The sequence below is a fragment of the Aliiglaciecola sp. 2_MG-2023 genome (genome assembly GCF_030548145.1).
Taxonomy (GTDB): domain Bacteria; phylum Pseudomonadota; class Gammaproteobacteria; order Enterobacterales; family Alteromonadaceae; genus Aliiglaciecola; species Aliiglaciecola lipolytica_A.
In genome coordinates this window covers 276,846-303,019 of sequence record NZ_JAUORY010000003.1, presented here as the reverse complement: position 1 = coordinate 303,019, position 26,174 = coordinate 276,846, and the positions used below count along the sequence as shown (strand labels likewise).

Sequence of the window (26,174 nt, the reverse complement as noted above, 5' to 3'; positions counted from 1 at the left end):
TCCAATACTAGTTAAAACCCGTTCCTATATGTAGTTAACAATCAAGGAAAAATGATGTCAGCATTATTTGAGCCACTAAAACTTGGCAATATTAGTTTAGAAAATCGAGTGGTAATGGCGCCACTGACAAGATGCAGAGCGACTGAAGAAAATGTGCCGACTGAGCTAATGGCTACTTATTATGCCCAACGAGCTGGAGCGGGACTGATTATCGCCGAAGCAACAATGGCAATCTCTGGAAACTCCGCTTTTTACCGAGAGCCAGGAATACATTCTGATGAACAAGTGGCAGCCTGGAGAAAGGTCACTGATGCTGTGCATCAAAACGGTGGCAAAATAGTATTACAACTATGGCACGGCGGCAGAGCTTGTCATCCTGTATTGAACAATGGCCGTACGCCAGTAGCACCAAGTGCATTAGCCATTGATGGTTATGTCCATACCCCACAAGGTAAAAAAGATTACGTCCTTCCCCAAGCACTTAGTTTGCAAGAAATCGCAAATATCGTTGAAGGCTTTGCTAAAGCGGCGATTAACGCCAAGGCCGCTGGTTTTGACGGCGTTGAGATACATGGTGCAAATGGATATTTAATTGATGAATTTTTGCGTGAAAGTGCTAACACTCGCACCGATCAATATGGCGGCAGCATGGAAAATCGCAGTCGCCTGTTATTTGAAGTGTTAGATGCAGTGACCAATGTTTGGGACAGTGGAAATGTTGGTTTAAGAATTTCACCAATTAACAGCTTTAACAGTATGCGCGACAGCGATCCAGAAGGCCTGACTGCTTATTTAGCAAAACGATTAAATGATTATAACCTGGCTTATCTACATGTAATGCGCGCTGACTTTCAGCAAGAACAACAAGGTAACGTAATAGCAGCCGCGAGCAAGGTTTATGACGGCAACTTAATTGGTAACATGGGGTATGATTTCACTGAGGCTGAGCAAGCAGTGGAGCAAGGTGATTTAGCCGCTGTTGCCTTCGGTTCAGCCTTTATTGCTAATCCAGATTTACCTTATCGGTTTAAACATGGTATCGCCTTAGCAGAACCGGATCCCAAAACCTTCTACACTCACGATAGTGTGGGTTATATCGATTATCCTGCCGCAGCCGAGTAATCATCAAGTGGTGCTCTGAGCCGATAAATATGGATACAGAGCGCTATTTTTTACGAATAGCCTATTTGGGGTCTGATGATGAGCTTTCTGAAAAGGGTTCTGAATGGTAATAAATGGGTTTCATTGAGCCACAAAAACTCAAACGATAATTTAGCATGTCTTGCTCTGGTACACTGCTTTTAGCATTCACATCAGTGATGCAACTGATATTTTCGAACAACAAAATAAGATGATCGTAGCTTGGTGCACCTTGAATTTGGTGGATCAAAGCACGGCTGTTGTAACCTAGTTCCACAATATCGTACTTTTGTCGATTATTGGGTTCCCCTAAATCCTTCAGAACTCTAACGTACTTTTGTTCACTGAAGGTTAAGTCCATTTGTTCATAAGTTAAACTCCCACCTTGTTTATAATTGCCGATATAAACGTCAGCTTTAACACTTACAGATTCGCCACGGATTAATTTTTCAATATTAAACGATTCTGGTTTGATGGTAACCAAATCTGCATCTCTGACTAAATATACTAGCGCGGAGTCTTTGGGAATAAGTTTATAAATCAACTGGACGTTATGGGGTTTTCTGTAACTCGGAAGATTAGAAACATATAATGAGGACGCATGATTAAATACCACCATGCCATGCACACCTTCATATGCCGGATCTAAGGGGTCTGCTGCTGCACTCGCATCGCCATCTTGAGCAAAGCCAGTACTTGAAATTGCTAGTAACAACCAGCAAAAAACTATTCTAATCATAAAAACCTCTAAATTGGCATCGCTATAACAAATTATAACTTAACTATGTAATTTCACCGCCATTATACCAGTCTATTGCCAAGTGGAGATTGCACTTTAGTCTAAGCGAGTCAGGGGAAAGCTCAGGGCAACTCGCTAGCCGCAGAGCTAAATATAACAAGTTAATTTTATAACGATGACTGGAGGAGGTTTTAGCATCAATCATTCAACCTTAGTGGTGCATTTATCTCTATAAGGTTTATCTGCAAATCGTGCTATTAGAAAATCGATAAAGGCGCATAAGCTTAATATGTTATCAACTTGTTTGCGCCAATCCTATTTTCATCTTTTTGAGTTGAAGAGCTGCATATTTCCACACTCATTTGTAGTTCATTTCAAATTCTTCAATTTCCTCAAACAAAGCTTCAGCTTCGCTATTGTATTTTGCGTAATCTTGAATATTTCCCTCCTGCTGTGCTTGCATCGCTCGGGCTAATTTTTGATCGTATTGCTTGCGTAGCTTTTTAATCGGATTTGTTTTAAATAATCCAAACATAGTTAACTTAAAATCCTTTTAATTCTGTTTCTTTAATCCTAGAGGATAAGACCAGATTTTCATCTTTTTATATTCAAATAATTTAAAAAATTTTATTTAGTGGTTGGACGGTAAATAATCAACCCGCAAAAATATAAAGTACTATTTATGACGACGCTAAATCAAGCACTTACAAATTGGTTTTTAGGGTTAGCGAATAATAACCCTAGTTTGGCCGATAAATACTGATATTTAGGGTGTTAAATTGAATTAAACCTCGCTAAAATCAGCGGCTGTACGGAATTCTACACCTGCTTCTCCAAGTTACCTTCATTTAAGCATTTGAATCCCGAGTTAGCTGTCTCAATCATAATTATAAATTAGGATGTTTATGCCTGGGTTACATCGCATTATTCTCATCGACACACACCTTCCTGGTGTAGTGGAATTAAAATTAAACGGTCATACCAATATTTGTGGAACCAATGCCTCTGGCAAAACCACGTTACAACGATTGATTCCTGTGTTTTACGGAGAATATCCAAGTCGAGTTGTACCCTCTACACGAGATAGTTTCGAAAAGTGGTATTTACCCAGAGAATCGAGCTTTATTGTTTACGAATACGCCCGCAATGAAGGGGATTTGTGTCAAGCAGTCTTGGCATCTTCTGGAAATGGTGTGAATTACCGATTTATCGGAAAACCTTTCGAATTAAACGACTATTTATATAAAAACAAAGCTGGCGAGCATAGCAGTGTGACTATGAATGAACTGGCTCGTAGTTTAAAACGCGCCAATATTTTAGTTACAAACCTGCTCAATACCAAAGAATTTAAAGCGGTATTACAAAATGATAGAGGTGTTTTAAACGACAGCACCAATAGCCGTGAGTTACTGGGATATGCTCGAATATTCAGTTTATGTGAACAGGCTAATCACCTTAGACACATCGAAAAACTAGCCAAAGCTGTGCATTCTAAAGAAGGCAAAATGGAAACCATTAAAGCCATGATTGCCGCTATTCTAGAAGAAGATGGTGTGCAGCCACCGAGTTCCAGTTTGAGTAGAAATAGAGTCGAAGATTGGATTAAAGAGTGCCATCTGATTAAAGAGTTTGATGCGATACGCCCTGAGTTTGCTAAATTGGAGCAAGCCGACCATCAACTTAATCAGACGGAATATCGTCTCTCAGAATTACAACAGCAGTTCGCGGTAGATACCAGCGCGTTAGCCGCCAATGTGGTGGATTTTGAGCGCGAATTAGATGAAATTCAACTATTCAGTAAAAAACTTGAATCAGATTGGACTCAACAAAGAGATGAGTTGAATCAGGCGCTTTCAGTGGCCAAGGCCGACTCGGAAAAATTAGAATCCGATTTGGAGCAGATAGAAAGCGAATATGATGATTGGCAATCGCAGGATATTGAAACCCTACAGAGCAATTTACAACAACTGCCGCAATGGGAAAGCGAATTAGAGACATCATCAACCCGATATACCCTGCTGACTGAGAAACATCAAGATGTTGAAGCCAGTTTCAATAAACGGGTAGCGCAAATCAGTGAAAAATTAAATGAAGAGCTTGAGGGGTATTCTGAAGAGAAAAGCCTTTTACAAGATAAGTTGTCTGAACAAAAAAGTCAGGAACAGCTTAAATTACAGCAGATCCGAGATGACTATCAAGGTCAGCTTAGAAGTGTTGAATCAGAGTATCGACAAAGAGCGGATGAGCTCAAAACACAGTATACCGAAATAACTGCTGCCCTTAAAAATGCAGGGTTCGACGAGTTTGAACAAAGTCAGTTAGATATTCTTGATGCCACCTTAAAAGAAGCCGGTATCGCTGAGGATGCAGCTCGAGAGAAACATCGAAAAGCACAACAAGAATTTGTTCAGGCAAGTCAATTGCGGGTTAAAGCGAATGCAGTCCTTGAAGAAACCCGTCGCAGTCAATTAGAAGCGCAGCACCAGTTAGACAAAATCGAAGGTATTCTTTATCCAGGTGAAAACAGTTTATTGGAATTTCTCCGCAAAGAGCGACCAGATTGGCAAGATAACCTTGGTAAGGTCTTGCATCCAGAGCTATTTAAACGCAAAGATTTAAAACCAAGTGTAGGCGACGACTCTACTAGCATTTTTGGGATTAAACTGGATTTACATGCAGTTGATATGTCGGAATTCGCAGAAACTGAAGTTCAACTTCAGCAAAAACTCAGCGATGTTCAACAAATTCTTGACCAAGCCATTGCTAATCAAAATGAAGCTGAACTTGATTTAGCCAAGGCCAGTGAAGAGGTTCGTAATAAAGAACTGGCTCAAGCGAAAACCGAAAGCGCCTGCAAAACCGCTGAAGCGACTCGCAGACGGGCGCAACAAGATAAAGATCAGGTTCAGCAAGAATATGCTCATGCTTTATCCCAGCGTAAGTTACAAAATAAGAAACGCTTGAGCAATATCCAAACTGAGCAATCAAAGTGCAAGACGCAACACGCTGAAGCCATTGCTGAAGTCAAAGATCAGCAGCGAGAAGCCGAAACTGAGCATCAATTCCATTGGCAACAGCTTATCCAAGATATTCAAACTAAAATATCTATTGTCGACAGCCATATCAAAAAAGCCAAACAAGTCGCCGCGGAAGACAAACAAAAAATTGAGCAGTGGAAAGAAGATGAGCTGAATAACCGAGGCGTTGATGTTGACGATATCGGCACCTTGCAAAAACGTATCAAACAATTGCAAAAAGATATCACTTACACAGACACTCACCGTCACAAAGTGAAAGATTACCAACGTTGGTACGACACTTATTTTGTTGGCTATAAAGTGACTTGGCAGCAAAACCTAACGGCGGCCAAAAAAGCCGCAAGCAAAGCGGAACGTTTGTTAAATCAGAAACAAGCTGATTTCAAACAACAGCGTCAGAAAAGTAAAGACCAACAAGCTCAGCTAGAGCAAGATTTGCGAACTGCACGAGAGCAGCATATTGATGTACAGAGCATCAATCGCAGTTTAGGTAAACTCAGACTGGTTAAAGCGGATCAAAACAGTCCATCAAGCAAGTCAGCTAAACCGGATACGGTGAATATTGGACAGCGTATATCTGAAGGACAAGAATTACTGCAAACCCGAGATCGTTTATTGGGTGATATCAAGGTGTATGTGGAACACTTTGACCAGCTGATTGCTGCACAATCGGGAACCGGTTTGGCCGATATTTGGGAGCGCTCCAGAGATGAATGCGCGGTGGTAAATGACCAAGGAATTCGCAATATTGATCACCGCAGAATGGTAGTGCATCTGGCCCAGTTATTAAATGAAGTGGTTCCACAAAAACTCCACGGATTACGAGAACAAGGTCGAATTTTTGGTGCCGACTTAACCCAGTACTATAATGTGCTGGAAGATATCGATAAACGTATCGCCAGCCAAAGTAAACGAATTAGTAAAGAAGTCGATGAAGAATTGTTTCTCGATGGAGTCTCTGATTCAGCCGTAAAAATTCGCTCGCGTATTTCAGAATTAGAGTTTTGGCCTGAGTTAGCCCAATTCAATAAGCTTTATCAGGCTTGGATGAAAAGTGGTGCCGTTGAGCTGCCAGATGATGAATATGCGCTGAGCATGCGTAAAGTCTTGGATATTCTTGGTCGCGCCGCCTTAAGCGGCGGGATCAGTAAATTATTAGATATTGAGCTGCACATCAAAGAAGGTAATTCTAATCTGGTTATTCGAACGGACCGTCAATTAAATGAGTCTTCCAGTCATGGTATGGCGTACTTAATTTTATGTAAATTCCTATTAGCCTTCACTCGATTATTACGAGGGGATGCAGATGCCACTATTCACTGGCCCATCGATGAATTGGGTACTTTGCACCAAAGTAATGTGAAGAAAATTTTTGATGCTTGCCAGAATAATAATATCTCTGTGGTTGGCGCATTCCCTAACCCTGAATCGGAAGTATTAACCCTGTTTGATAATCGCTATTTGATTGATAAAACCACACGAAAACTACAGGTGGTTCAACCCAAAGTCAGTGCTATAGCCGAACATATCCAAAAACGTAAACAAACTGAGCAAGGAGTTAACCCATGATTAGCGAACAAGGCCGCATTCTAGAAAGTTTGTTATCTGGGGCGTTTATCTGTCAGGTCAGTGATGAAGATGCTTGGCGATTCCTAAAAACCTCAGGCAATAGCGATAAAATTGAAACCCAGTTGAATATGTTGAACCGCACGTTGGCCAGCGCTGCAGAAGGGGAGGTTTATTACGCTGCTTATCAAACCTTGGGCGATAATGAGCGCAAAGTGCTAACTGGTCAATTTCAGGATATTTCCAGTCATTTAGTGCCCTTGGTTGAATGGTTATTGTTAGTTCAACAAGCCAGTGGAACTGATGTGCCCGTCACTCAGGGAACGGCTATTCGATTAGCTGAAATCCAACTGACCATTGAAGATACGCCAGCTTTTGCTGAGCAATTAGCCAAAATTTCCCATTACAAATTGTTTGGTTCTACCAGCGTATCGGTCGATGGCCAGATTAAACAGGTGTTTAAGCGTCTAACCGATTTGGGATATATGCTACGACCTAATCAAGACAAACAAATCTTCATTGCCACTGGGAAAGTGGAATACCTATATGAAGTGATTAAATTTATCGACGAAACCGAATCATTGTCTTTGTCTGAGCAGGCAGAAAGCGCAGTGCAGCAGGGAAGCCTGATATGAACCAAAATCTACATCAGGCCGGAGTAAAGCTTCTTAATGCGCTAAGTAGACATGCTGATCTTCTGATGCAGGTTTATTTGTCGGGTACTGTGGATGAAACCAAATTCAGCCCGAAAATTATCGACAGTTTAGTGCAAATGGGGATTTTATGGCGTCCTGACGCTGACGCAGATTTACGTCTGAAAAATGCGGTACGACAATTACTCGAAGGCAGTTTACATGATGAACGAAATCGTCAAATAGACGCCAATATTGGCTCAGCGCTGAAGGGGCTTAAAACCTTAGCTGACCATTATAAAGAAGCGTTACAACATCAACGATTTACCGAAGCCAATGCGCATCTTTCAGATTTAACTGAGCATGTTTACGCGTTGACTGAATCACTCGAAAATAATGTGAGGGTGCTGTTTAGCCGAATCAACAATGAGTTTGGTTACGTATCTTCCATTGATGCCAAGATCCGTGAAAATCAGTTGGCACAATCGCAAGTATCCGAGTTATTGGGCGAATTGGAAATGTTCCAATTTGATGAGTTAAGTGAAATTGCTGCCAGTAATCGTGAATTACGTCACTTATTAGTTGTTACCTTACAACACAGTTTTTCCCGTGTAACCCAAGAGCTCTCCATTGTACAAGCTCGATTGTTGTCATTGTTAGGTCGTTTCAGAGAGCTACGGGGACGCACGCGTTTACTCAAAGGCTTTTTATTGCACATGGAACATTCGCCGACATTTGTACCGGTGAATTATTGTGGACTATCTCAAGTGCCGATGTTGTTTAATCAGGCTGAAGCGGTGATTAAACCTGCTGCGGCGGATGTAACGCGGGTTGAACATGAACAAGAATTACAAAAATTAGTCAGCGCAATTAAAACCCTAAATCGTCCACCGAAGGCGTATCAACCAGAGCGGGCTGCCCACCAAATTCATGTTGAAAAGCAAAGTGAAGTAGAGTTTGCTGAAGATAAGCTTAAAAAAGCGGTAGAAGGTTACTTCTGTCAGGTTATCGATACCGGCGAGCGATTAACAGCCCTAGAATATTATCAACAGCACGAATTAGAGTTCGATACCGAAGCTTGGTTGTATCAAGTTATTGGTGGTTATCAAGGGTTAACCTCAGAAGAACAAGCGTATTTTGCGATTGAACAAAGCGGAGAACTCCATCCTATTTATAATGGAAACTTTATTATTCGCGATGTTGAGTTGGGATTAAGATAACGACTTCACCGGTCGCAATTTATGACGACCTGTGAAGGCATATGTTGTTGCCTAGAAAAACGCGCTAGGGCATGACTTTCATAAAGTTGTTAAATTTATCTTGGCTTTTAACCACCCAGTCTGGAGGTGATTCACCGCTTCCGGCCAACTTGAGATTAGTATGTTGACTGGCGACTTGCTCAACAATTGCCATTTGTTGCTCGGTGGCATCCACGAAAAATATGTGTTTTCCTTGTTTTAGCAATTTTTGAAACTGTCTAAATTGATAATTCGGCACTTGGATGCCAATAAGTCCGCCTTCCCATGTGCAAAACCCCAGTATTACCACCGCAAGAAAACCAAAGGGGATCCATCCTGCAGCCGTGAGATGCCAATTCATGCTATACGCCAATAACAAAACCAAGGCTGCGCCAATTGCGCCAACCACAGCTCCTAATTCGGTGGATCGTACAACATCTTTTTTCAACACGGATTCAATGGCATGTAAATGATGTTTTTCAACTTCAGCATCATTTTCACTTAACACATGCAATTGAGGTGTACTCAATCCTTTGTCTTCAAGTTCACTTTGGATAATACGTAGATCATTCAAGTCATCACTTATGTAGTATTGTCTTTTCATCTCAAGTACCCTTTTACTGTCTCGTTGTTTCTAATGCACTAGAACAATATTAGTACACAAAAACACTTTATTGTTTATTTTTTGTTCGATTTGGTCTGTTGCTTCCATGTCAGCACCAACTGATTCCATGTTGGAATTGTTGTTAGAAAAACCAAAATCTTAGCCAAGATCAAAACCAAGAGAGAATATTTATGAGTTTGTTGGGTTCTACAATGATTTTTTTGGCCGCAGCTGTGGTGGCAGTACCTATCTTCAAACGTTTGAAATTGGGAGCAATATTAGGTTACTTAGTGGCGGGTATGGTCATCGGCCCGTCGATTATGGATTGGGTTTCTAAGCCCGAGACAATTTTACATTTTGCGGAACTCGGTGTCGTATTCTTACTGTTTATTATCGGCTTGGAGTTAGAGCCCAAAAAACTCTTAAAAATGCGTGATCAGATTGTTTTTACAGGGGGCGGACAGTTATTTCTAAGTGCTAGTTTCATCGCGATATCGGTGAAGTATATTGTCGGTACGGACTGGACGGCAGCCATAGTGATAGGCTTGGCCGTTGCGCTTTCTTCTACCGCTTTTGCTATTCAATTGATGGAAAATCAAAATATTTTAAAGACCCCACCAGGTCAAAAAGGTTTTTCAATCTTATTGATGCAAGATTTGGCTGTGATTCCCATTCTGCTGTTAGTACAAAGCCTTTCCACTGTGCCTGATGTCGATTCCCCTGCGTGGTGGGTAAGCATCTGTGCAATTGTGGCAGTGCTGATTATTGGAAAATTTCTGATCAATCCATTTTTGCGACTGATTTCCCACTGGGGTAATGCCGAAATCATGACCTCTGCCGCGTTGTTAATTGTTATCGCGACTGCGCTAGGTATGCAAGAAGCAGGGTTGTCGATGGGAATGGGCGCATTTGTGGCTGGGATGCTACTTGCTAACTCAAGCTTTAAGCATCAATTAGAAGCGGAAATTGAGCCGTTCAAAGGTTTGTTGTTAGGTCTGTTCTTTATCGCTATTGGTATGAATTTAGACTTAGATTTGTTTTTCGATAATCCACTGGTAATTATTGCCGCCGCGTTAACTCTGATTGCGATTAAAACAGCCATTATTTTCAGCATTCTTAAATTTTCGAAACAAAGTACAACTGACTCGATGCGCATTGCATTGATGCTCTCTCAGGGGGGCGAATTTGCCTTTGTGGTTATGGGAGAGGCGAGCCTAGCAAACCTAATAGCACCCACCCTAGCTAGTCAGGTTACTTTGGTGGTAGGCGTTTCTATGGCGTTAACTTCACCATTAGTGATTTTACACAGTATTTGGTTCAACAGTCGTAACTGTCCAGCGGTATACGATTCGCAAACCGACACCGACGAGCCGCGGGTTATTATTGCTGGATTTGGGCGCTTTGGTCAGGTAACTGGGCGTATTTTAGCGGCCAATAAAATCCCGTTCACAGCATTGGATAAAGATGCAGAACACATCGCCTTTGTTAAAAAATTCGGCAACAAAGTGTTTTATGGTGATGCCACTCGATTAGATTTATTAAAGATATCGGGGATAGAGCAAGCGTCTATATTATTGATTGCTATCGACAATGAAGTTGATACTTTCAAAATTGTCGCGTTGGTCAGTGAGCAATTTCCCCATGTGAAAATGGTGGTCAGAGCCCGCAACCGTAATGCGGTAATGCGCTTGTCTAAAGTTGAAAACTTACACTTTGTTAGGGAACTCTTTTGGTCTGGGTTACGGGCCGCTGAAAAGGTGCTAGAAGATTTTGGGTTTGACAAAAAACAGGCTGCGCATATGTGTGACATATTCGAAAAGCATGATGAAAAAATTCTCAAAGAAGTTATCGACGCAGACTCTGATTTAGATGAACTGATTCAATTAAGTAAGAAGGGCCGGGCTGATTTGGAAACTTTATTTGCCAATGATATTAAACAGATCGGTGGTAACTAGATAAAAGTAGCGACTCTGAGCAGTAGTGTAACAAAAATGTCATCTTAACAGCATAGGCTTAGCGGCCGGCAATATGTACTTGTTTATGGCATTTTGTGCCTGCATTTTTTTCATCTTACAGCTCAAGGTAATCGCTAGTGTTTGAATTCTTCTATTTGAATATACGAAATAAGTTACTCTTTCTTATTTGTTCTATTTTATTGATAATTTTAGTCGCGGTGTATATTGGACTGTCTTCGCTAAACTCAGTGACGCAGGAATATTCCGCGACCGTCAATCAAGAAGTGACCAATATCACCCATGTTTCTGGGCTAAATGTGCGTTTTAAAACGCAAGTACAAGAATGGAAAAACACCTTAATAAGAGGCAAAGACCCAGAGCAACTTGAAAAATATTGGGGCCGATTTGTTGAAAATGGGCAAACTATTGTCACCCAATACAGCAATATTTTAAACAATATGTCTGAGCAACATCCTGCATATTCTCACGTCAAAGACTTTTCAGTTAGCTATCCGAAAATGCTCCAAGCCTATGAGTCTGGTTATGATGCGTTCTTAACTTCCGGCTTTGATATTGGCGTAGCTGACAACAGTGTCAAAGGCATTGATAGAGCACCCACTGAGAGCTTAAATAACGCTGTTGAAGCAACTAACCAATACGTTTTAGGTTTGAAAAAGCAAATTGAATCCCGGGCCAGTTCCGTATTTATTTATACCAATGTGATTATCATTGTGACGATTTTAATCTGTATTTTAGCGGTTTCTTGGTTTATCAATGCCAGCGTATTAACTCCTTTAAATCGCTTAACCGATGTTTCAAAACAAATCGCTTCAGGTGATTTCACCGGCGAGATTGAAAGTACCACCAGAGATCAAATTGGTCTGGTTACCGATAATGTGAAACTTATTCAAAATGACTTGAGCAAAATGCTAAGTCGAATTCTCGGAGAGTTAAAAGAGCTCGGTGAAATCATTAATAACTTGGTTGAAGGGTTCCAAACCGTAAAGCATGGTTTAAAAAGCCAAGTTGATTTGACTCAGAAAACCAATGATCGTGTTGAGCAATTAACCCAAACTGGGAATGACATTGATGGGGCCATTAAAAAAGCATCAAAATTTGTCGCGTCATCTACAAAAGAAGCCGATCAAGGGCGAACGGTGTTTAAACAGAATGTGATGATTAGCCAAAGCGTGATGGACGCAACTAATTATGCTTCTGATATTATATCAACACTGAAAAAAGACTCTGATGATATAGGCGACGTGGTAAATGTGATCAACAGCATTGCTGATCAAACCAATTTACTGGCATTAAATGCTGCCATAGAAGCGGCTAGGGCTGGAGGCGCTGGCAGAGGTTTTGCTGTTGTAGCGGACGAAGTGCGTAACTTGGCAAATAAAACCCAGCAATCTACTCAACTTATTTCGCAAAATGTACAAAAACTCCAAAATGCCGCAGATGAAGCCGTCTCTGCTATGGCTCAAGGCAAAATCCAAGCCGCAGACGGGCTGCACCAAGCAGAGTCTTCGTTAGGAATTATTGATGCATTGAGTCAATCTTTTAGCAAAATTCACGATTTGAACTTACAAGTGCAAGATGCAGTAGGCTTACAGCAATTGCAAAACAGCAACGTCAACAATGACATTTCAGAAATTGTTGCCTTGAGTGAAAGCTCTCAACTTGCGGTAAACCGAATGGAAGACGCATCAAAAGTACTGTCCTCGATATTCGAAAGCATTCACCTTGCGACCCGAGATTTTAAAACGAAAATTTAAAATCAAAAGAGTCAGATACGTTGAAGCATCAAAGGTGGCAGAGCTGCTGAAATGAATGGTTCTTCCAGTTGTTTGGTTAATTCTTTTGGTAATTCTCAAGAGCTTAGACAATTTCCCTGTCCATATGTCCGCACCAACCACAGACTAGCAATAGGCAATAACGTTAAGCTGTACAATAAGTTATTGGCTGTGATAAAACATAAAAGATATAGAAAGCCGAAAATAGTTTGTGTTTAAACATGGGGTTATTCGGCCAAATACTATAATTATATGTCATAGAGGGAATATGCAAAAAATCCTACCCGATGAAAAAAAGACGGTATCAAATTGTTGTTCGATGCTTTCAAACATATGACGACACTTTCAACCGGCTCTATTTTACTGCTGGCTACTTTTTTACGGAATATTGAGTACGGAGAACATTCTTCTTTTTTCGCTGTATGTTCTGTTAGTTTTTTCCTCTTATCGATTCTTTGTTCAGTCATTATTCTTATTTTATTGCCAAAAATTATTGGGGCGGCTGATCAAGATCAAGAATTAACAGGAAAGGTTTTTATGAGATCTGCTGGGGTGGCTGCAGTTTCATTTTTTATCGGTATTTTGTCACTTGGTATATTTGTAATTTTAAATATAGGTGGTATTCCAAATGCCACATTATAAATTAATTATTCATATCTTGCTCCTCTCCCGTAGTAGTGGTCACCACCTCATTACAGTGAGAACGTTAAAATGTCCCAACCTAGGAAAACTTGGATTTACCCAGATAGTTTAGAAATAGAGGCAATTAAATTAAGTTTAAGAGTCGATCTTATGTCTAAGGATAGTTTTAGTTCTTGGTTTGAAACTCTAAACCTCGTTTCCCAAACTCCAATTGCCAAATTCACTTACCCCCAATCATTCCTTCTCTGCAATATCACCCGATTCCGCCAATAAAAACGCCACTAAGGTTTTTCCGGCATCACTAATGTGGGCTTCTAATAGGCTTTTAGCGTGCTCGGTGTCTTGGTTCTCTATTGCTTTGAGTATGTTGTAGTGGTCTTGTTGGCTGGTTTTCAGATAATTCAGCTGTTGGTTGTGATAACCAATATATCTGCCACATAGTTGATGCAAACTAGCGATAGTATTAAACAGAGTGGGGCGGTTTGCTTGTTCGTAAAGACAGGCATGAAATTGCCAATTCAACTCACCGTGTTCTTCGATGCTTAGCTGTTCTTGAGAATCAATGGCTTGCAAATAGTCGCGGGCTTTGCCGATGGTTTGTTGGTTAAGGTTGGGAATGGCATATTGCAAAATTAGCGGTTCGAGGTATTTTCGCATTAAATATAGATCTTCAGCTTCTGTGGCATTTAACTCGGGGATCATCACCCCACACTTACCACAGCTGGTGAGCCAACCTTCATTTTTCAATCGTTGCAGTACATCTCTAATAGGGATGCGGCTAATATTGTAGCGTTTAGAAAGTGCTTCTTGCTTGAGTGCTTGGGCAATCGGTAGTTTGTTTTCTCTTATATCCAATTTAATTTGATTGTAGAGCATTTGTGCTTGTTGTTTTGTCATCTCAATTACACTCTTTTAGTTAGATGCAGAGCTAACATACCTACCACTATCCCCCAAAATGCAGAGGCGACGCCAAAAAAGCTGATACCCGAGGCTGTCATTAAAAAGGTTAAAACGGCCGCTTCTCTTTCTCTATCATAATCTAATGCGGTTTTTAAACTCGCGGCTATGGCAGTTAGCAGTGCTATCCCTGCTAAACCGGCAATGAGTGCCTGTGGGAACGCGGCAAATAAGCCCACCACCGCAGTCCCTAACACCCCAGCAATTATATTGAATATGCCCACAGATATGCCAGCAATATAGCGTTTATCTGGCGAAGGGTGAGACTCTTCATTGGTACAAATAGCAGCGGTGATGGCGGCGATACTAAAGGTGAAACCACCAAAAGGGGCAAATAAAAGGGTGGTGATCCCCGTGGTGGTGATGATTGGCGAAATGGGTTGTTGCTCGTATCCACTACTCTTTAATATGGCCACGCCAGGCAGGTTTTGTGAGGTCATGGTAATTATAAACAGTGGTAAGCCAATGCCGATCATTGACGCTAAAGAGAAACTTGGTGACACCCAAACAGGTGTGGCAAATTCAAAGGAAAGACTCTGTGTTTCAATGGTTTGATTAAAAATGCAAAAGATTAAGCCAATTAATAATACAAGGGGAATGGCGTATCTTGGAATAAAGCGTTTGGCCAATAAATAAACTACTAACATGGTAATAATTAACGCTGGTTGTTGGTCTATTGCAGCAAATAATCCGAGCCCAAATTGCATTAAAATACCGGCTAACATGGCAGATGCGACAGAAAGCGGGATGAGTTTAACCAGTTTATTAAAAATGCCAGTCACCCCCACTAAGGTAATCAGGACACCCACCATTAGAAAGGTACCTGTTGCGGTGGCTATATCACTATTCATCACAGCTGTTGCCAGTAAGGCGGCACCCGGTGTAGACCAAGCAATAATAAGTGGGCGTTTGTACCAAAGTGATAACCCTAGGGTGCTCAGCCCCATGCCTAATCCTAATGCCCATACCCAAGATTCCAGTTGCTGATTGTTCGCTCCTGATGCAATGGCTGCTTGAAAAACTATCGCCATTGCACTTGCAAACCCGACTAAAACGGCAATGAAGCCGGCAATAAAAGCAGATAAAGAACTGTCTTGAATGATTTTATGAAACATAAATGTATACAAATTTATAAATGTATACATTTTATACGTGGGTTTTGCTCACAAGGGAAGTTGTATTTCGCACTTTTCGAAAAAATAACGTTATGATTGCTCTACTTCACCTAATCCGTTTTGGTAAGGTGGGGCTCTGAATAAACGCGTTATATAAAAACTAGCTAAAAATCATCTGAGCAAAAATAAGGTTGTAAACAATCATGCAAATACAAAAAGAAACCATCGATTTAAACACCGCCACGGGCAAAATGCGTTGTTATATTTATCGTCCATGTGACGAGGGCGTGTATCCATCGATTATTTTTTATTCAGAGATTTTTCAGCAAACAGCGCCCATAAGTCGATCCGCGGCAATCATGGCCTGCCATGGTTTTGTGGTCATTGTGCCTGAGGTTTTTCATGAGCTTAATCCTGCTGGAACGGTATTAGAATATGACGATATTGGCAAAGATAAAGGTAATGAAGATAAATCCAAAAAACCCTTGATAGATCACGATAGCGATACTCTAGCTATGCTGGATTTTATTCACTCAGCTACTTACTGCTCTAACGCGGTCGGCGCAATGGGAGTATGCATCGGCGGGCATCTGGCCTATCGCGCGGCGCTTAACCCTGCCATAAAAGCGGCATTTTGTTTGTACGCTACTGATATCCATAACAATGCTTTGAGTGCTGAACCGGAACAGCAAAGTCTGGCTAGAATGGCAGATATAAAAGGCGAAATTCACTTCATTTGGGGTAAACAAGACCCTCATGTGCCAAATCAAGGAAGGCTCACCATTTACCAGCAATGCATCGCAACTGGGATTAATTATCAGTGGTGTGAAGTCAATGGTGTGCACGCGTTTATGCGAGACGAAGGTGATCGTTATGACGGTGCTTTAGCTTTACAAATGTATCAACAAGCGGTTGCCTTATTTCAGCGGGTACTGCATTGACGGCTATTTTAGGGTTGTTTTTCGGTTATAAACTTTAGATACTCAAAGGGTACTTTTTTACTATTGTATTGAGCAGTTTCGGTTTGCACCAATACACTGCGCCAACTTTATCAAACTCACAACTCAAAAAGAGATGACAATGTCACAAGCTATATGGATTCAAGCTCTCCGAACAGTGCCTCAGGTTGATAAAACATGCTGGGATGGTTTAAATATATTGACTAAATGGCTGGTGGCGAGCCGCTTTTCAGTCACAATCATGAGTTTTACCTCTGCCATTATTGGCATTTTGTTGGCATTGAGTACTGCTACGGTGGATTTTGGCTTAGCTGTTTTATGTATTATAGGTTTAGTGTTGGCTCATGCTACCAATAACTTGCTGAATGACTACACAGATTCGGCTAGAGGTGTGGACAAAGGAAATTACTTCCGCACCCAATATGGTACTCATGTGTTAGAAAGTGGACTGTTAACCAAAAAGCAGTTGATGGGATACATCTCAGTAACTGGCGCGTTAGCCCTTGCATGTGGGTTTGTCATCATTTATCTGCGCGGCATTGATGTACTGTGGTTACTGCTCGCAGGTGCGTTTTTTGTGCTGTTTTACACTTGGCCGTTGAAAAAACTGGCGTTAGGAGAGTTATCGGTATTAATTGTTTGGGGGCCATTAATGGTAGGGGGCTCTTATTATGTCAGCAGTGGACAGTGGAGCGTAGCAGCCATGTTAATTGGTACTTTGTATGCGTTAGCACCCACGGCTGTTATTTTTGGTAAACATATCGATAAAATGGATATGGATAAAAGCAAAGGCATTTATTCATTACCAGTATTATTAGGTTCTACTTACGCAAGAAAAGCCGTTCAATTTATGTTGTTGTCTCAGTATTTTCTGGCCGCGTATATTTATTTGAGTGGTTATATTGGTATCAGTATTTTGGTCTTGTTATTGGCCGTACCTACCCTTATCCACACATTCAAAGTGTTTAATCACGAGCGGCCAACTAGCATGCCTGATGGCTTTCGAAAAGAAGTCTGGCCGCTATGGTTTGCGCCTAACGCGTTTCAATATACACGTAAGTTCAGTTTGTTTTTCTTAGTGATGTTAATACTTGAAAATATTATTGCGGGTTTCAATTTATAAGCGATTAGACCTAAAAAAAGGCCCTTAAGCAATCACACCCGTTAGCCAAATTCCAAGGGTTAACACGCCTATTAAACTGGCAACACCATAACAAATCACTTTGATGAGTCCATGGTGTTGCACTTTTAGGTCGTGTAAACCGTGGCGAATCCGGTGCGCTGCATGGAAGCTTGGCAAAATGATAAAGGCGCCGCTAAACATCAGTCCCCAAAAACTGAAAAACCAATTATGAGCTTGCGAATAGCTAAATTCGATCAGTCCTATAGGTTGCAGTAGACCGAAAAATAGGATTGCCGCGGGAATAAATACTGCAAAACAAACACCGCCAGCGCTGAATAATGCCCACCACACAGGTTCACTACTGCGCTGGGGTTTTGAAGAGGTATTTGTCTCTTTCATAGGTGTTTGAACATTCATAAACTTCCCCAAAATAACCAGCTAAATAAAACGATGACTGATAGTACGCCAGCCCATTGCCCTGCTATTAACAAATTGGCTGGTACGCTTATTTGACCAATACGAATCGGCATGACTCTCGGAAATAACTGAAAGAACGTCCATGCGTGAAATAGACTGGCAAACAAGGCTAATGCGTTTAGGGCTAGCACCCAAGGTTGGCCCATTGCGGTTTGCCAGTTGGTCCATTGACTTTCACCTTGCCATAAACAGTAAACGCCAGAGACTAAACACAAGATAAAAAACGTGAGGGGCAATACTGTCGCTTCGCGCAACATATAAGCTTTAAACTCATTGTGTTTTAACCACCAGGTTCGAGAAAGCGTTGTGCGATAAGTCATAAATTCCCCTTAAATAATTGGATAATCATGTCTTTAGCTGATTCAACTTTTGATTGATTGACTGCTGCCGCGGGATCTACATTTTTCGGACAGACTTTTGAACAAAAGCCGACAAAGGTGCAGCTCCACGCGCCTTCCTCGGTATTCAATAAAGGCATTCGTTGCGCTTTTCCATGATCACGACTATCTAGGTTATAACGATGTGCTAGGGTAATCGCTGCAGGCCCTAAAAATTCAGGATTTAAGCCAAATTGTGGGCAGGCCGCGTAACATAGTCCACAGTTGATACAATCGGAAAACTGCTGGTATTTGGCCATTTGCGCGGGCGTTTGTCGGTTCGCTTCAGTGGGGTTTTTATCATCGGCAATAAGATAGGGTTTGACCGCTTCTAGGTGAGTTAAAAACGCATCCATATCCACTATTAAGTCCCGCTCTACCGGCAAATGGGCTAGCGGTTCTATGACTACTTCGTCGTGGTAGTCACGTAAAAATACTTTGCAGCCTAGTTTCGGAACACCGTTGACCATAAGTCCGCATGAGCCACAAATCGCCATTCTACAAGACCAACGAAAGCTCAATGAAGGATCTAGCTCTTCCTTGATGTAATTGAGGGCATCAAGCACCGAAGTGCTGTCGTCAACGGGAACGTTAAATTGTTGAACAAAAGGGCTTTGAGATGTTTCTGGTAGATAGCGAGCTATACTGATCGTTTTCATGATGAGACTCCTTTGCCTGCATCACCATAGGCTCTTGCTGCTGGTGGTAATAACGAAATATCAACCGGCTGCCAAGCTAAATGCGCATCACCATTGGCTTGATAATAAACCAGACTATGTTGTAAATACTGCTCATCGTCACGCTGGGTGCAACCTTCATCAAGGCGCTGGTGAGCACCTCTAGATTCACGGCGCAATAACGCCGCTAAGCAGGTTGCTTCAGCCACATCTATACCAAACCCAAGCTCGATACACTGCAATAGCTCGGTATTGTAGCCAAGGCTTTTATCTGCGATTGTTATTTGTTGATAGCGTGTTTTGAGCTCTCGGATGGTGTTCAGCGTTTGCTGTAATCCTGCTTGATCGCGATAAATTCCACAGCCTTGTTCCATGGTTTTTAATAACTCCCGTTTTATCGCTACCCAACTTTCTCGACCTTGTTGATTACGCAATGTGGTTATACGTTGTTGTTGAACTTCAAACTGAGCTTCTAAATCAGCTGAGGGCGTGAGTTCTCGCTTTTGACTAAATGCTACCGCTTGCTCGCCGGCTAGACGGCCAAATACCAATAACTCACTGAGCGAATTGGAACCTAAGCGGTTAGCCCCATGCAGGCCAACCGAAGCACATTCTCCGCCGGCAAAGAGTCCTTTTATTGAGGTTTCACACTTGGCATTGGTGGTGATCCCGCCCATGGTGTAATGCACCGCAGGGCGCACCGGTATAGGCTCCTTGACTGGGTCTACATTGACATAGGATTTTGCCAGCTCACATATAAAGGGAAGGCGTTCGTGTAAGTAGGCTTTTCCGAGGTGCCGTAAATCAAGATAGACAACGTCACTGTCGCCGAAGCGGCCAGTACGTCCTGCCTGTTGTTCATGCCAAAACGCCTGTGACAGTTTGTCTCTAGGCCCCAGTTCCATGTATTTATTTTTAGGCTCACCTACAGGTGTTTCCGGACCTAAACCGTAATCTTGCAGGTAACGGTAGCCCTGTTTGTTGAGCATTAAGCCACCTTCACCACGTGAGGCTTCAGTAATCAGTATTCCTGAACCTGGCAGGCCGGTGGGATGGTATTGCACAAATTCCATGTCGCGCAGCGCCACACCATGACGATAGGCAAGTGCCATACCATCACCGGTTACAATGCCACCATTGGTGTTGAAGCGAAATAGTCTTCCTGCACCACCGGTTGCCAAAATAACCGATTTAGCTCGAATAAAATGCAATTCACCTGTGGCGATTTCCAAGGCGACAATGCCCGAAATTTGTTCATCATTGACTAACAAATCGAGCACAAAAAATTCGTCTAGACGCTGGATTTGATTAAAGCGTAAGGAGGTTTGAAATAACGTATGTAACATGTGGAAGCCGGTTTTATCGGCTGCAAACCAAGTGCGTTCTATTTTCATGCCGCCAAAGCGACGAACTTGCACTGAACCATCTTTTCTGCGGCTCCAAGGGCAACCCCAGTGTTCCAATTGCACTAATTCTTGATGAGCATGGCGCACGAAGTAATCGACTACAGATTGCTCTGCTAACCAGTCACCACCTGCGACAGTGTCTTCAATGTGCGCGGCAAAACTATCATCTTCACGGGTAACGGCCGCTGCTCCACCTTCTGCCGCAACAGTGTGCGAGCGCATAGGATAAACTTTGGAAACTAAACCGATACTTAAATTAAGACCGGCTGCTTGTGCCTGCTCAGCTGCAGCAATACTGGCTCGTAACCCCGCACCGCCACCTCCAACGATAAGTACATCATAATCTTGGTATTTCATTTGGTCCCATTCCCTATAGATTTGTTATCCAACCCAAAACAAGTATTCGCTAAAAGGTGATATCTCTAGGTAGATAATATAACCATAAATAAACTGTGGTTAATACTGTTAAACGACTAAATAATGACCTTGATCAATTAATTTTATTTAGTGGTCTTGTTTAGGGGCATTATGTGGGGGAGGAGACTGGGTGTTTTTGGCAGACCGCGATCATAATGAACAAAGCAAGCCATAGCTTGCTCGTTGTTTAACTCATTTTCTTTAACCAGCTCAGTGGAGCTATGCTCAAAATTGGCCGAATGACTGCCCAAGGCCATTTAGGCACGTAGCTGTTTGCGCCTTCTTTTTCTATCTCTTTGATAATTGCTTTACAGCCGGTTTCTGTATCTACAATAAAGGGGACTTTTTTAACTTTTTCGTTAATTTCACTTTTGATAAAACCAGGGTGTACGGTGGATACTTTAATGGGGGTATCCAAAACGTCAATTCTGATTCCTTCAGTGAGTGAACTTAGTCCGGCTTTGGTGGCGGCATAAACGTTCATCGCTCTTCGTGCTCCACGAATCGCGCTTATCGATGAAATGGTCACTAAATGGCCGCTATTCTGCTGTCTGAATATTGCCATTGCAGCTTCACACTGTGCTAATGCCGAAACGAAATTGGTGATGGCTGTCTGCTTATTGGCGTGAAAGTATCCCGTACCTATGGCAGCTCCTTTTCCCATTCCTGCATTAACAATCACTCTGTCTAATTGTCCCAATTCTTGATGAAACTCGTTGAATACTTCGAATACCTGTTCATGGTTGTCTACGTCTAGCGATTTGATTGAGACGGTGATATTTGGGTTGATACTGAGTAGTTCTTGTTTTAATGCTTCTAATCGCTCAATACGGCGAGCGCAAAGTGCCAAATTTCGGTTCATTTTGGCAAATTCAATGGCCATGCCTTTACCTAAGCCTGAGCTGGCGCCGGTAATTAATATGTTTTTTCTGCTCATAATTGGCCTATGTTTTTGAGTTTCATGATTAAAAATTATTTATAGGTGATTAAAGATTTATGTTGACCTTCGAAATGACTATGGTCGTTTAAGGTAGACAAAAATACTCTAGATTGGGTATTTACTAACTTAGTAATACCGCAGTTTACCAAGGTCCAATTTACTTGCATTACATTGCTTGGCGGGATTCCTAACAAATATTGACTAACCACCGAAATCGGTCCACCGGAGGTGAAAACCGCTACTTTTTTGGCACCTTTTGCGTTGTTAATCACATTTTCTAACGCACCTTTTATGCGATTCAGGTATCGCTCCCATGACTCGACATATTCCTCACAGTGTTGGCCTGACATCCAGCGATTCATGGCGTCGTTGAATAATTTCTCAAAGGCTGCTTTTGGATTGTTTTGGGTTAATAACCAGTTTTTAACTGAAGGTGCATCAGTAAACTCCGGCCCCATTTGGGCAATTATGTCGTTATGATCGTATTCATTCCAATTGGCATCGAAATTCCAATTCGATTCATCAACTACGGATGACATCCCAGACAAACAATTTTGTAAGGTTTGTTTATGCCGTAACATACTGCCTAAAAACACCTTATCAAAGTCGCCTATCCGAGTCTGTAATGAATTACCTAACAGCTTAGCTTGCTGATGTCCGACATCCGAAAGCTTATCGTAATTTTGTTGGCCAAAAGAGGCTTGGCCATGTCTAATTAAATAAATGGCTGTCAAATTTTATCCTATTAAATCGTTGTTCAAAGCATCAAATAAGCTTGATGGTATCATCAAGCTTATAGCCTAGTGTATTCCCTTAGTATCTTAGATACTTACATTAACCAAGTAGGACAAGCTTACTTGTTCAAGTACTTTTTAAGCTCAATGCGAGTCACCATACCCTGATGCACTTCATCTGGACCGTCTGCAAGTCTGAGTGAACGAGCCCCGGCAGCAAAACGCGCAAGAGGGAAGTCACTGCACATGCCTGCACCACCATGAAACTGGATGGCCATATCAACAACATTTTGCAGCATTCTAGGCACAACCACTTTTATCGCTGATATCTCTGTCATGGCATTCTTTACGCCCACAGCATCTATTTTCCACGCTGCATTTAAGGTTAGCAGGCGAGCTTGATCTATTGCCATGCGTGCTTCTGCAATGCGTTCTTGGTTGCCTCCCAATTTTATAATTGGTTTTCCAAATGCTTGACGTGACTGTCCACGTAAAATGGCCAGCTCAAGGGCTTTTTCCGCCATACCGATAGCGCGCATGCAGTGATGTATGCGGCCAGGACCAAGTCTACCTTGGGCAATAGCAAAACCTTTACCCATGCCCATGATGATATTTTCTTTGGGTACGCGAACATTGGTAAAGTGCATTTCACCATGACCATAAGGAGCATCGTAATCGCCATAAGCGGTTAGCATGCGTTTAATTTCGATGCCTTTAGTATCAAGGGGAACCAATACCATGCTGTGTTGGGCATGCCGGTCATTTTCAGGATTGGATAAGCCCATAAAGACCGTAACTTTGGCATTAGGATGGCCTAAGCCGGTGCTCCACCATTTTTTACCATTAATTACCGCTTCGTCACCGTCTAGCTCTATGGTCGCCGCCATATTGGTTGCATCCGAAGACGCCACTTCAGGCTCAGTCATGCCAAAAACAGAGCGGATTTCGCCAGCTAACAAAGGAGTTAGCCATTTTTGTTTTTGTGCCTCAGAACCAAAATGGTAAAGCACTTCCATATTGCCCGTGTCTGGAGCATTACAGTTAAAAATTTCAGGGGAGAAGGGGACTCGGCCCATTTCTTCAGCTAAGGGAGCGTATTCTAAGCAGCTCAGTCCTTTGCCTAATTTATCGTCCGGTAGAAATAAATTCCAAAGCCCTTGTTTTTTAGCTTCTTTTTTTAAGTTTTCAACATCCGGGTGAAGCTTCCAGTTTTTCCAATCACCAGCGGGATTCATTTCTTCCATTTCCGCGTAGATCTTGCTCTCGATGGGATAAATGTGTTCTTGCATAAAGGCTTTTACGCGAGCAAGGTAATCTTGTGCTTTTTGACTGTGTTCGAAATGCATAATTGTCTCCGAATAATTAACGTGTTTATCTAGCATAAACACTGTTGTCATCTGAATGAAATGAAATATACTTAATTGGTTGTATGAATTTAATTCATGGTGGAGTGTGGCGGAAATAAAGCAAATTCAAAGGTTAGACTTAAATCTACTGAAAGTATTTGAAAGTCTGTATCTGGAACAAAATATGACAAGAACAGCCGATAGGTTGAATATCACGCCTTCAGCAGTGAGTCATGCGGTTAAAAGGTTACGTGATTGTTTGCAAGATCCCTTGTTCGAACGAAGCCAAAATAAAATGATGCCAACCCCCGCATGTAAACGAATGGCGCCGTTAATTATTGATAACTTGAGCCGTCTGAGACAAATTTTGCAGCAGTGGGGGGAGTTTGATCCACTCACCAGTGAACATCACTTTCGCATTGCTATGCATGATGCCCTTGAGCCCACCATTTTACCGAGTATTGCCAAAATACTGTTTGAAAAAGCGCCGAATATTACTTTTGCCAGTGTGAAAGTAGAACGTAATCAGCTGTCTAAAGCGTTAACCTCAGGACAGTTTGATTTGGCCTTTGATATTGCGATGCCACTCAAGCCGCCGATTCGTCATGAAAACGTTCGCAATGATAAATTTATGATTTTGATGGACAGGCTGCACCCCTTGTTTACATCTACTCATATTGATAGCTCTAAGGTGAATAGCGCTGAGGTTAGTAGGGTCGAACTAGATGGCCACGGTCAGGATAGCCTGTTAAAACAGCGTATCAGTCAAGAACAATACTTTTCGGCTGAGCACATTAGCGTTTCACATCGTCCAACCGGAGCCGTTTTAGAAGATTTTATGTTCCAAGAACAAGGTTTTACTCGGCAGGTGTCGGTGCGTTGTCAGAATTATTATGCTGCCAAGGAGATACTTAAAGGGTCGCCATTTTTGTTAACACTGCCTAGTTCTATAGGCGCTCGTTTACTGGACAGTAGTTTGGTATCAGTGGCGGTGCCATTTGACATGCCGCTTATTTCTACCCACATGTATTGGCACCAAAATACAGAAGATGACTTAGCTCTGCGCTGGTTTCGAGAAGCGGTGCATAAAATAATGGTCGATAATAATCAACCTTTAGCCTAAATCCGTAAACATAAACACATAGCTTGGATGAGTCATGCCTGAACCCCTGAAAAATTTATTTAACAATGATCTCATTGCGCATATGGCCAATCATTTTTCAGCGCATTTTGAGGCATTCGATTGTGCGCTTTTTATCGAAGTTGCATCGAAAAATTTGGCCCATTTAGAATTGAAACAACGTTCGAACCAGATCATGCAGGCGATGAAAGATACTTTACCCGATGACTTCGAACATGCCGCTCAGATTATGCGCAAAAGCTTAGCCGCCGAACATAATAGTGATTTATCTGAAAATTCTGACTTGTTACTAGGGTTAAACGGCTGGGCGATAATGCCGATGGCTGAATATGTAGGGGTTTATGGGCAAGAGAACTTTGACACGTCAATGGCGTTATTCCATGCCTTTACGCAACGATTTACGTCGGAGTTTGGTATACGTCACTTTTTGTTGAGCAAACCTGGAAGGACGCTTAGCAAATTAGTTGAATGGTGTGAAGATGAGAGTCACCATGTTCGACGACTAGCCTCTGAAGGCTGTCGGCCGCGTTTACCATGGGGGATGCAACTGCCTATCTTTATTCAAAACCCGCAACCAATAATTGGCTTAGTAGAAAAATTAAAAGACGACAAAGAAGAGTACGTTCGTCGTTCTGTGGCAAATAATTTGAATGATATTGCCAAAGACCATCCAGATTTAGTGGCTACTACGTTGAAAATATGGAGTGAAGGTGCAAATCACAACCGCAAAAAACTCATTCGCCATGCAGGCAGAACCTTGCTTAAACAGGGGCATCCAATAGCGTTGCAAAATCTTGGGTATTTTCCCCCTAAATTGAAATTTGTGAAATTAGAAGTTGAGCAGAATCTAGTTGAATTTGGCTCAAAACTGCATTTTTCGCTGCATTTAGACGGGCAATCGGTTAAAGAACAATTGTTAATGATTGATTTTGCAATCCATCATCAAAAAGCGAATGGTGAACTAAAAGCCAAAGTATTTAAATGGAAAAGTATCACCCTTGAACATGGACAGCCATTGTTACTGGCTAAATCTCATCCTTTTAAGGCGATAACCACCCGAAGGTATTACCCAGGAATTCACAAAATCGAAGTGATAATTAACGGGGTGAGTGTTGCGCTGAAAAGTTTTGAACTAAAAATGGATACCCAGTAGGGGCT

The 26,174-nt window shown here is 41.9% G+C and carries 23 protein-coding genes; 11 read left to right on the top strand and 12 right to left on the bottom strand.

What is annotated here, in order from left to right:
* The first annotated feature begins 54 nt into the window (after positions 1-54).
* Positions 55-1,122, top strand: coding sequence for an alkene reductase (locus Q4567_RS05175; protein WP_216049886.1), 1,068 nt, complete (start codon positions 55-57; stop codon positions 1,120-1,122).
* 61 nt (positions 1,123-1,183) lie between these two features.
* Here Q4567_RS05175 and Q4567_RS05170 read toward each other — a convergent pair whose 3' ends face one another.
* Positions 1,184-1,879, bottom strand: coding sequence for a hypothetical protein (locus tag Q4567_RS05170; RefSeq protein ID WP_216049887.1), 696 nt, complete (start codon positions 1,877-1,879; stop codon positions 1,184-1,186).
* A gap of 358 nt (positions 1,880-2,237) precedes the next feature.
* Entirely contained in the window at positions 2,238-2,414 is a 177-nt protein-coding gene (locus tag Q4567_RS05165; RefSeq protein ID WP_216049888.1) for a DUF6435 family protein, read from the bottom strand.
* 370 nt (positions 2,415-2,784) lie between these two features.
* Between Q4567_RS05165 and Q4567_RS05160 the strand changes: the two genes are divergently transcribed.
* From Q4567_RS05160 to Q4567_RS05150, 3 genes are read left to right on the top strand one after another with little or no spacing between them, the layout of a single operon-like run.
* Positions 2,785-6,486 (top strand): ATP-binding protein, encoded by a 3,702-nt coding sequence (locus Q4567_RS05160; protein WP_216049889.1) that lies wholly within the window; start codon positions 2,785-2,787, stop codon positions 6,484-6,486.
* Complete coding sequence (locus Q4567_RS05155) at positions 6,483-7,118, top strand: hypothetical protein (protein ID WP_303499598.1); 636 nt, start codon at positions 6,483-6,485, stop codon at positions 7,116-7,118. Before Q4567_RS05160 ends, Q4567_RS05155 begins: the two co-directional genes overlap by 4 nt.
* Positions 7,115-8,335, top strand: coding sequence for a phosphoenolpyruvate carboxylase (locus Q4567_RS05150; RefSeq protein ID WP_303499597.1), 1,221 nt, complete (start codon positions 7,115-7,117; stop codon positions 8,333-8,335). Before Q4567_RS05155 ends, Q4567_RS05150 begins: the two co-directional genes overlap by 4 nt.
* Positions 8,336-8,399: 64 nt before the next feature.
* Here the strand turns inward: Q4567_RS05150 and Q4567_RS05145 are convergent, their stop codons facing one another.
* Positions 8,400-8,957 (bottom strand): NAD/FAD-utilizing enzyme, encoded by a 558-nt coding sequence (locus Q4567_RS05145; protein ID WP_216049892.1) that lies wholly within the window; start codon positions 8,955-8,957, stop codon positions 8,400-8,402.
* A gap of 191 nt (positions 8,958-9,148) precedes the next feature.
* Here Q4567_RS05145 and Q4567_RS05140 point away from each other — a divergent pair, with 191 nt between their 5' ends.
* The 3 genes from Q4567_RS05140 (at position 9,149) to Q4567_RS05130 (ending at position 13,347) form a co-directional block, all read left to right on the top strand.
* Complete coding sequence (locus Q4567_RS05140) at positions 9,149-10,912, top strand: monovalent cation:proton antiporter-2 (CPA2) family protein (protein ID WP_216049893.1); 1,764 nt, start codon at positions 9,149-9,151, stop codon at positions 10,910-10,912.
* A 137-nt stretch (positions 10,913-11,049) separates the two neighbouring features.
* Positions 11,050-12,687, top strand: coding sequence for a methyl-accepting chemotaxis protein (locus Q4567_RS05135; protein WP_303499595.1), 1,638 nt, complete (start codon positions 11,050-11,052; stop codon positions 12,685-12,687).
* 351 nt (positions 12,688-13,038) lie between these two features.
* Positions 13,039-13,347, top strand: coding sequence for a hypothetical protein (locus Q4567_RS05130; RefSeq protein ID WP_303499594.1), 309 nt, complete (start codon positions 13,039-13,041; stop codon positions 13,345-13,347).
* 234 nt (positions 13,348-13,581) lie between these two features.
* On the opposite strand, the gene Q4567_RS05125 is transcribed toward Q4567_RS05130, so the two are convergent.
* Together Q4567_RS05125 and Q4567_RS05120 are read right to left on the bottom strand one after the other, a co-directional pair.
* Positions 13,582-14,244 (bottom strand): GntR family transcriptional regulator, encoded by a 663-nt coding sequence (locus Q4567_RS05125; RefSeq protein ID WP_303499593.1) that lies wholly within the window; start codon positions 14,242-14,244, stop codon positions 13,582-13,584.
* Positions 14,245-14,249: 5 nt separating this feature from the next.
* Positions 14,250-15,419 carry a benzoate/H(+) symporter BenE family transporter gene (locus tag Q4567_RS05120; protein ID WP_216049897.1) on the bottom strand — a complete coding sequence of 390 codons (1,170 nt, stop codon included), beginning with the start codon at positions 15,417-15,419 and terminating at the stop codon, positions 14,250-14,252.
* A 203-nt stretch (positions 15,420-15,622) separates the two neighbouring features.
* On the opposite strand from Q4567_RS05120, the gene Q4567_RS05115 reads away from it, so the two are divergent.
* Together Q4567_RS05115 and Q4567_RS05110 are read left to right on the top strand one after the other, a co-directional pair.
* Entirely contained in the window at positions 15,623-16,360 is a 738-nt protein-coding gene (locus Q4567_RS05115) for a dienelactone hydrolase family protein (RefSeq protein WP_303499592.1), read from the top strand.
* A 139-nt stretch (positions 16,361-16,499) separates the two neighbouring features.
* Complete coding sequence (locus Q4567_RS05110; RefSeq protein WP_216049899.1) at positions 16,500-17,501, top strand: prenyltransferase; 1,002 nt, start codon at positions 16,500-16,502, stop codon at positions 17,499-17,501.
* Positions 17,502-17,525: 24 nt separating this feature from the next.
* Here Q4567_RS05110 and frdD read toward each other — a convergent pair whose 3' ends face one another.
* From frdD to Q4567_RS05075, 7 genes are all read right to left on the bottom strand, one after another.
* Positions 17,526-17,918, bottom strand: coding sequence for a fumarate reductase subunit FrdD (frdD, locus tag Q4567_RS05105; RefSeq protein ID WP_252729365.1), 393 nt, complete (start codon positions 17,916-17,918; stop codon positions 17,526-17,528).
* A complete protein-coding gene (locus Q4567_RS05100; RefSeq protein ID WP_216049900.1) occupies positions 17,915-18,298 on the bottom strand; it encodes a fumarate reductase subunit C in 384 nt (127 codons plus the stop codon). The genes frdD and Q4567_RS05100 overlap by 4 nt, the downstream gene beginning before the upstream one ends.
* The gene (locus Q4567_RS05095) at positions 18,295-19,014 is read right to left on the bottom strand and encodes a succinate dehydrogenase/fumarate reductase iron-sulfur subunit (RefSeq protein WP_216049901.1); all 720 of its coding nucleotides are present in this window, start codon (positions 19,012-19,014) and stop codon (positions 18,295-18,297) included. The genes Q4567_RS05100 and Q4567_RS05095 overlap by 4 nt, the downstream gene beginning before the upstream one ends.
* Complete coding sequence (frdA, locus tag Q4567_RS05090) at positions 19,011-20,795, bottom strand: fumarate reductase (quinol) flavoprotein subunit (protein ID WP_303499591.1); 1,785 nt, start codon at positions 20,793-20,795, stop codon at positions 19,011-19,013. Before frdA ends, Q4567_RS05095 begins: the two co-directional genes overlap by 4 nt.
* A 247-nt stretch (positions 20,796-21,042) precedes the next feature.
* Entirely contained in the window at positions 21,043-21,792 is a 750-nt protein-coding gene (locus Q4567_RS05085) for an SDR family oxidoreductase (RefSeq protein WP_216049903.1), read from the bottom strand.
* Between the two features lie 35 nt (positions 21,793-21,827).
* Positions 21,828-22,529, bottom strand: coding sequence for a histidine phosphatase family protein (locus Q4567_RS05080; RefSeq protein WP_216049904.1), 702 nt, complete (start codon positions 22,527-22,529; stop codon positions 21,828-21,830).
* 119 nt (positions 22,530-22,648) lie between these two features.
* Positions 22,649-23,875 (bottom strand): acyl-CoA dehydrogenase family protein, encoded by a 1,227-nt coding sequence (locus Q4567_RS05075; RefSeq protein WP_303499590.1) that lies wholly within the window; start codon positions 23,873-23,875, stop codon positions 22,649-22,651.
* Positions 23,876-23,981: 106 nt separating this feature from the next.
* On the opposite strand from Q4567_RS05075, the gene Q4567_RS05070 reads away from it, so the two are divergent.
* A complete protein-coding gene (locus Q4567_RS05070) occupies positions 23,982-24,998 on the top strand; it encodes a LysR family transcriptional regulator (RefSeq protein ID WP_303499588.1) in 1,017 nt (338 codons plus the stop codon).
* A 34-nt stretch (positions 24,999-25,032) separates the two neighbouring features.
* Entirely contained in the window at positions 25,033-26,169 is a 1,137-nt protein-coding gene (locus Q4567_RS05065) for a DNA alkylation repair protein (protein ID WP_303499587.1), read from the top strand.
* The last annotated feature ends 5 nt before the right edge of the window (positions 26,170-26,174 follow it).

Excerpts from the sequence above, each read along its gene's own strand:
- Q4567_RS05110 (WP_216049899.1), top strand. The coding sequence starts at position 16,500 with ATGTCACAAGCTATATGGATTCAAGCTCTCCGAACAGTGCCTCAGGTT.
- Q4567_RS05085 (WP_216049903.1), bottom strand. The coding sequence starts at position 21,792 with ATGAGCAGAAAAAACATATTAATTACCGGCGCCAGCTCAGGCTTAGGT.
- Q4567_RS05125 (WP_303499593.1), bottom strand. The coding sequence starts at position 14,244 with ATGACAAAACAACAAGCACAAATGCTCTACAATCAAATTAAATTGGAT.
- Q4567_RS05120 (WP_216049897.1), bottom strand. The coding sequence starts at position 15,419 with ATGTTTCATAAAATCATTCAAGACAGTTCTTTATCTGCTTTTATTGCC.
- Q4567_RS05130 (WP_303499594.1), top strand. The coding sequence starts at position 13,039 with ATGACGACACTTTCAACCGGCTCTATTTTACTGCTGGCTACTTTTTTA.
- Q4567_RS05155 (WP_303499598.1), top strand. The coding sequence starts at position 6,483 with ATGATTAGCGAACAAGGCCGCATTCTAGAAAGTTTGTTATCTGGGGCG.
- frdD (WP_252729365.1), bottom strand. The coding sequence starts at position 17,918 with ATGAATGTTCAAACACCTATGAAAGAGACAAATACCTCTTCAAAACCC.
- Q4567_RS05100 (WP_216049900.1), bottom strand. The coding sequence starts at position 18,298 with ATGACTTATCGCACAACGCTTTCTCGAACCTGGTGGTTAAAACACAAT.
- Q4567_RS05075 (WP_303499590.1), bottom strand. The coding sequence starts at position 23,875 with ATGCATTTCGAACACAGTCAAAAAGCACAAGATTACCTTGCTCGCGTA.
- Q4567_RS05170 (WP_216049887.1), bottom strand. The coding sequence starts at position 1,879 with ATGATTAGAATAGTTTTTTGCTGGTTGTTACTAGCAATTTCAAGTACT.
- Q4567_RS05115 (WP_303499592.1), top strand. The coding sequence starts at position 15,623 with ATGCAAATACAAAAAGAAACCATCGATTTAAACACCGCCACGGGCAAA.
- Q4567_RS05095 (WP_216049901.1), bottom strand. The coding sequence starts at position 19,014 with ATGAAAACGATCAGTATAGCTCGCTATCTACCAGAAACATCTCAAAGC.
- Q4567_RS05150 (WP_303499597.1), top strand. The coding sequence starts at position 7,115 with ATGAACCAAAATCTACATCAGGCCGGAGTAAAGCTTCTTAATGCGCTA.
- Q4567_RS05065 (WP_303499587.1), top strand. The coding sequence starts at position 25,033 with ATGCCTGAACCCCTGAAAAATTTATTTAACAATGATCTCATTGCGCAT.
- Q4567_RS05175 (WP_216049886.1), top strand. The coding sequence starts at position 55 with ATGTCAGCATTATTTGAGCCACTAAAACTTGGCAATATTAGTTTAGAA.
- Q4567_RS05160 (WP_216049889.1), top strand. The coding sequence starts at position 2,785 with ATGCCTGGGTTACATCGCATTATTCTCATCGACACACACCTTCCTGGT.
- frdA (WP_303499591.1), bottom strand. The coding sequence starts at position 20,795 with ATGAAATACCAAGATTATGATGTACTTATCGTTGGAGGTGGCGGTGCG.
- Q4567_RS05145 (WP_216049892.1), bottom strand. The coding sequence starts at position 8,957 with ATGAAAAGACAATACTACATAAGTGATGACTTGAATGATCTACGTATT.
- Q4567_RS05165 (WP_216049888.1), bottom strand. The coding sequence starts at position 2,414 with ATGTTTGGATTATTTAAAACAAATCCGATTAAAAAGCTACGCAAGCAA.
- Q4567_RS05140 (WP_216049893.1), top strand. The coding sequence starts at position 9,149 with ATGAGTTTGTTGGGTTCTACAATGATTTTTTTGGCCGCAGCTGTGGTG.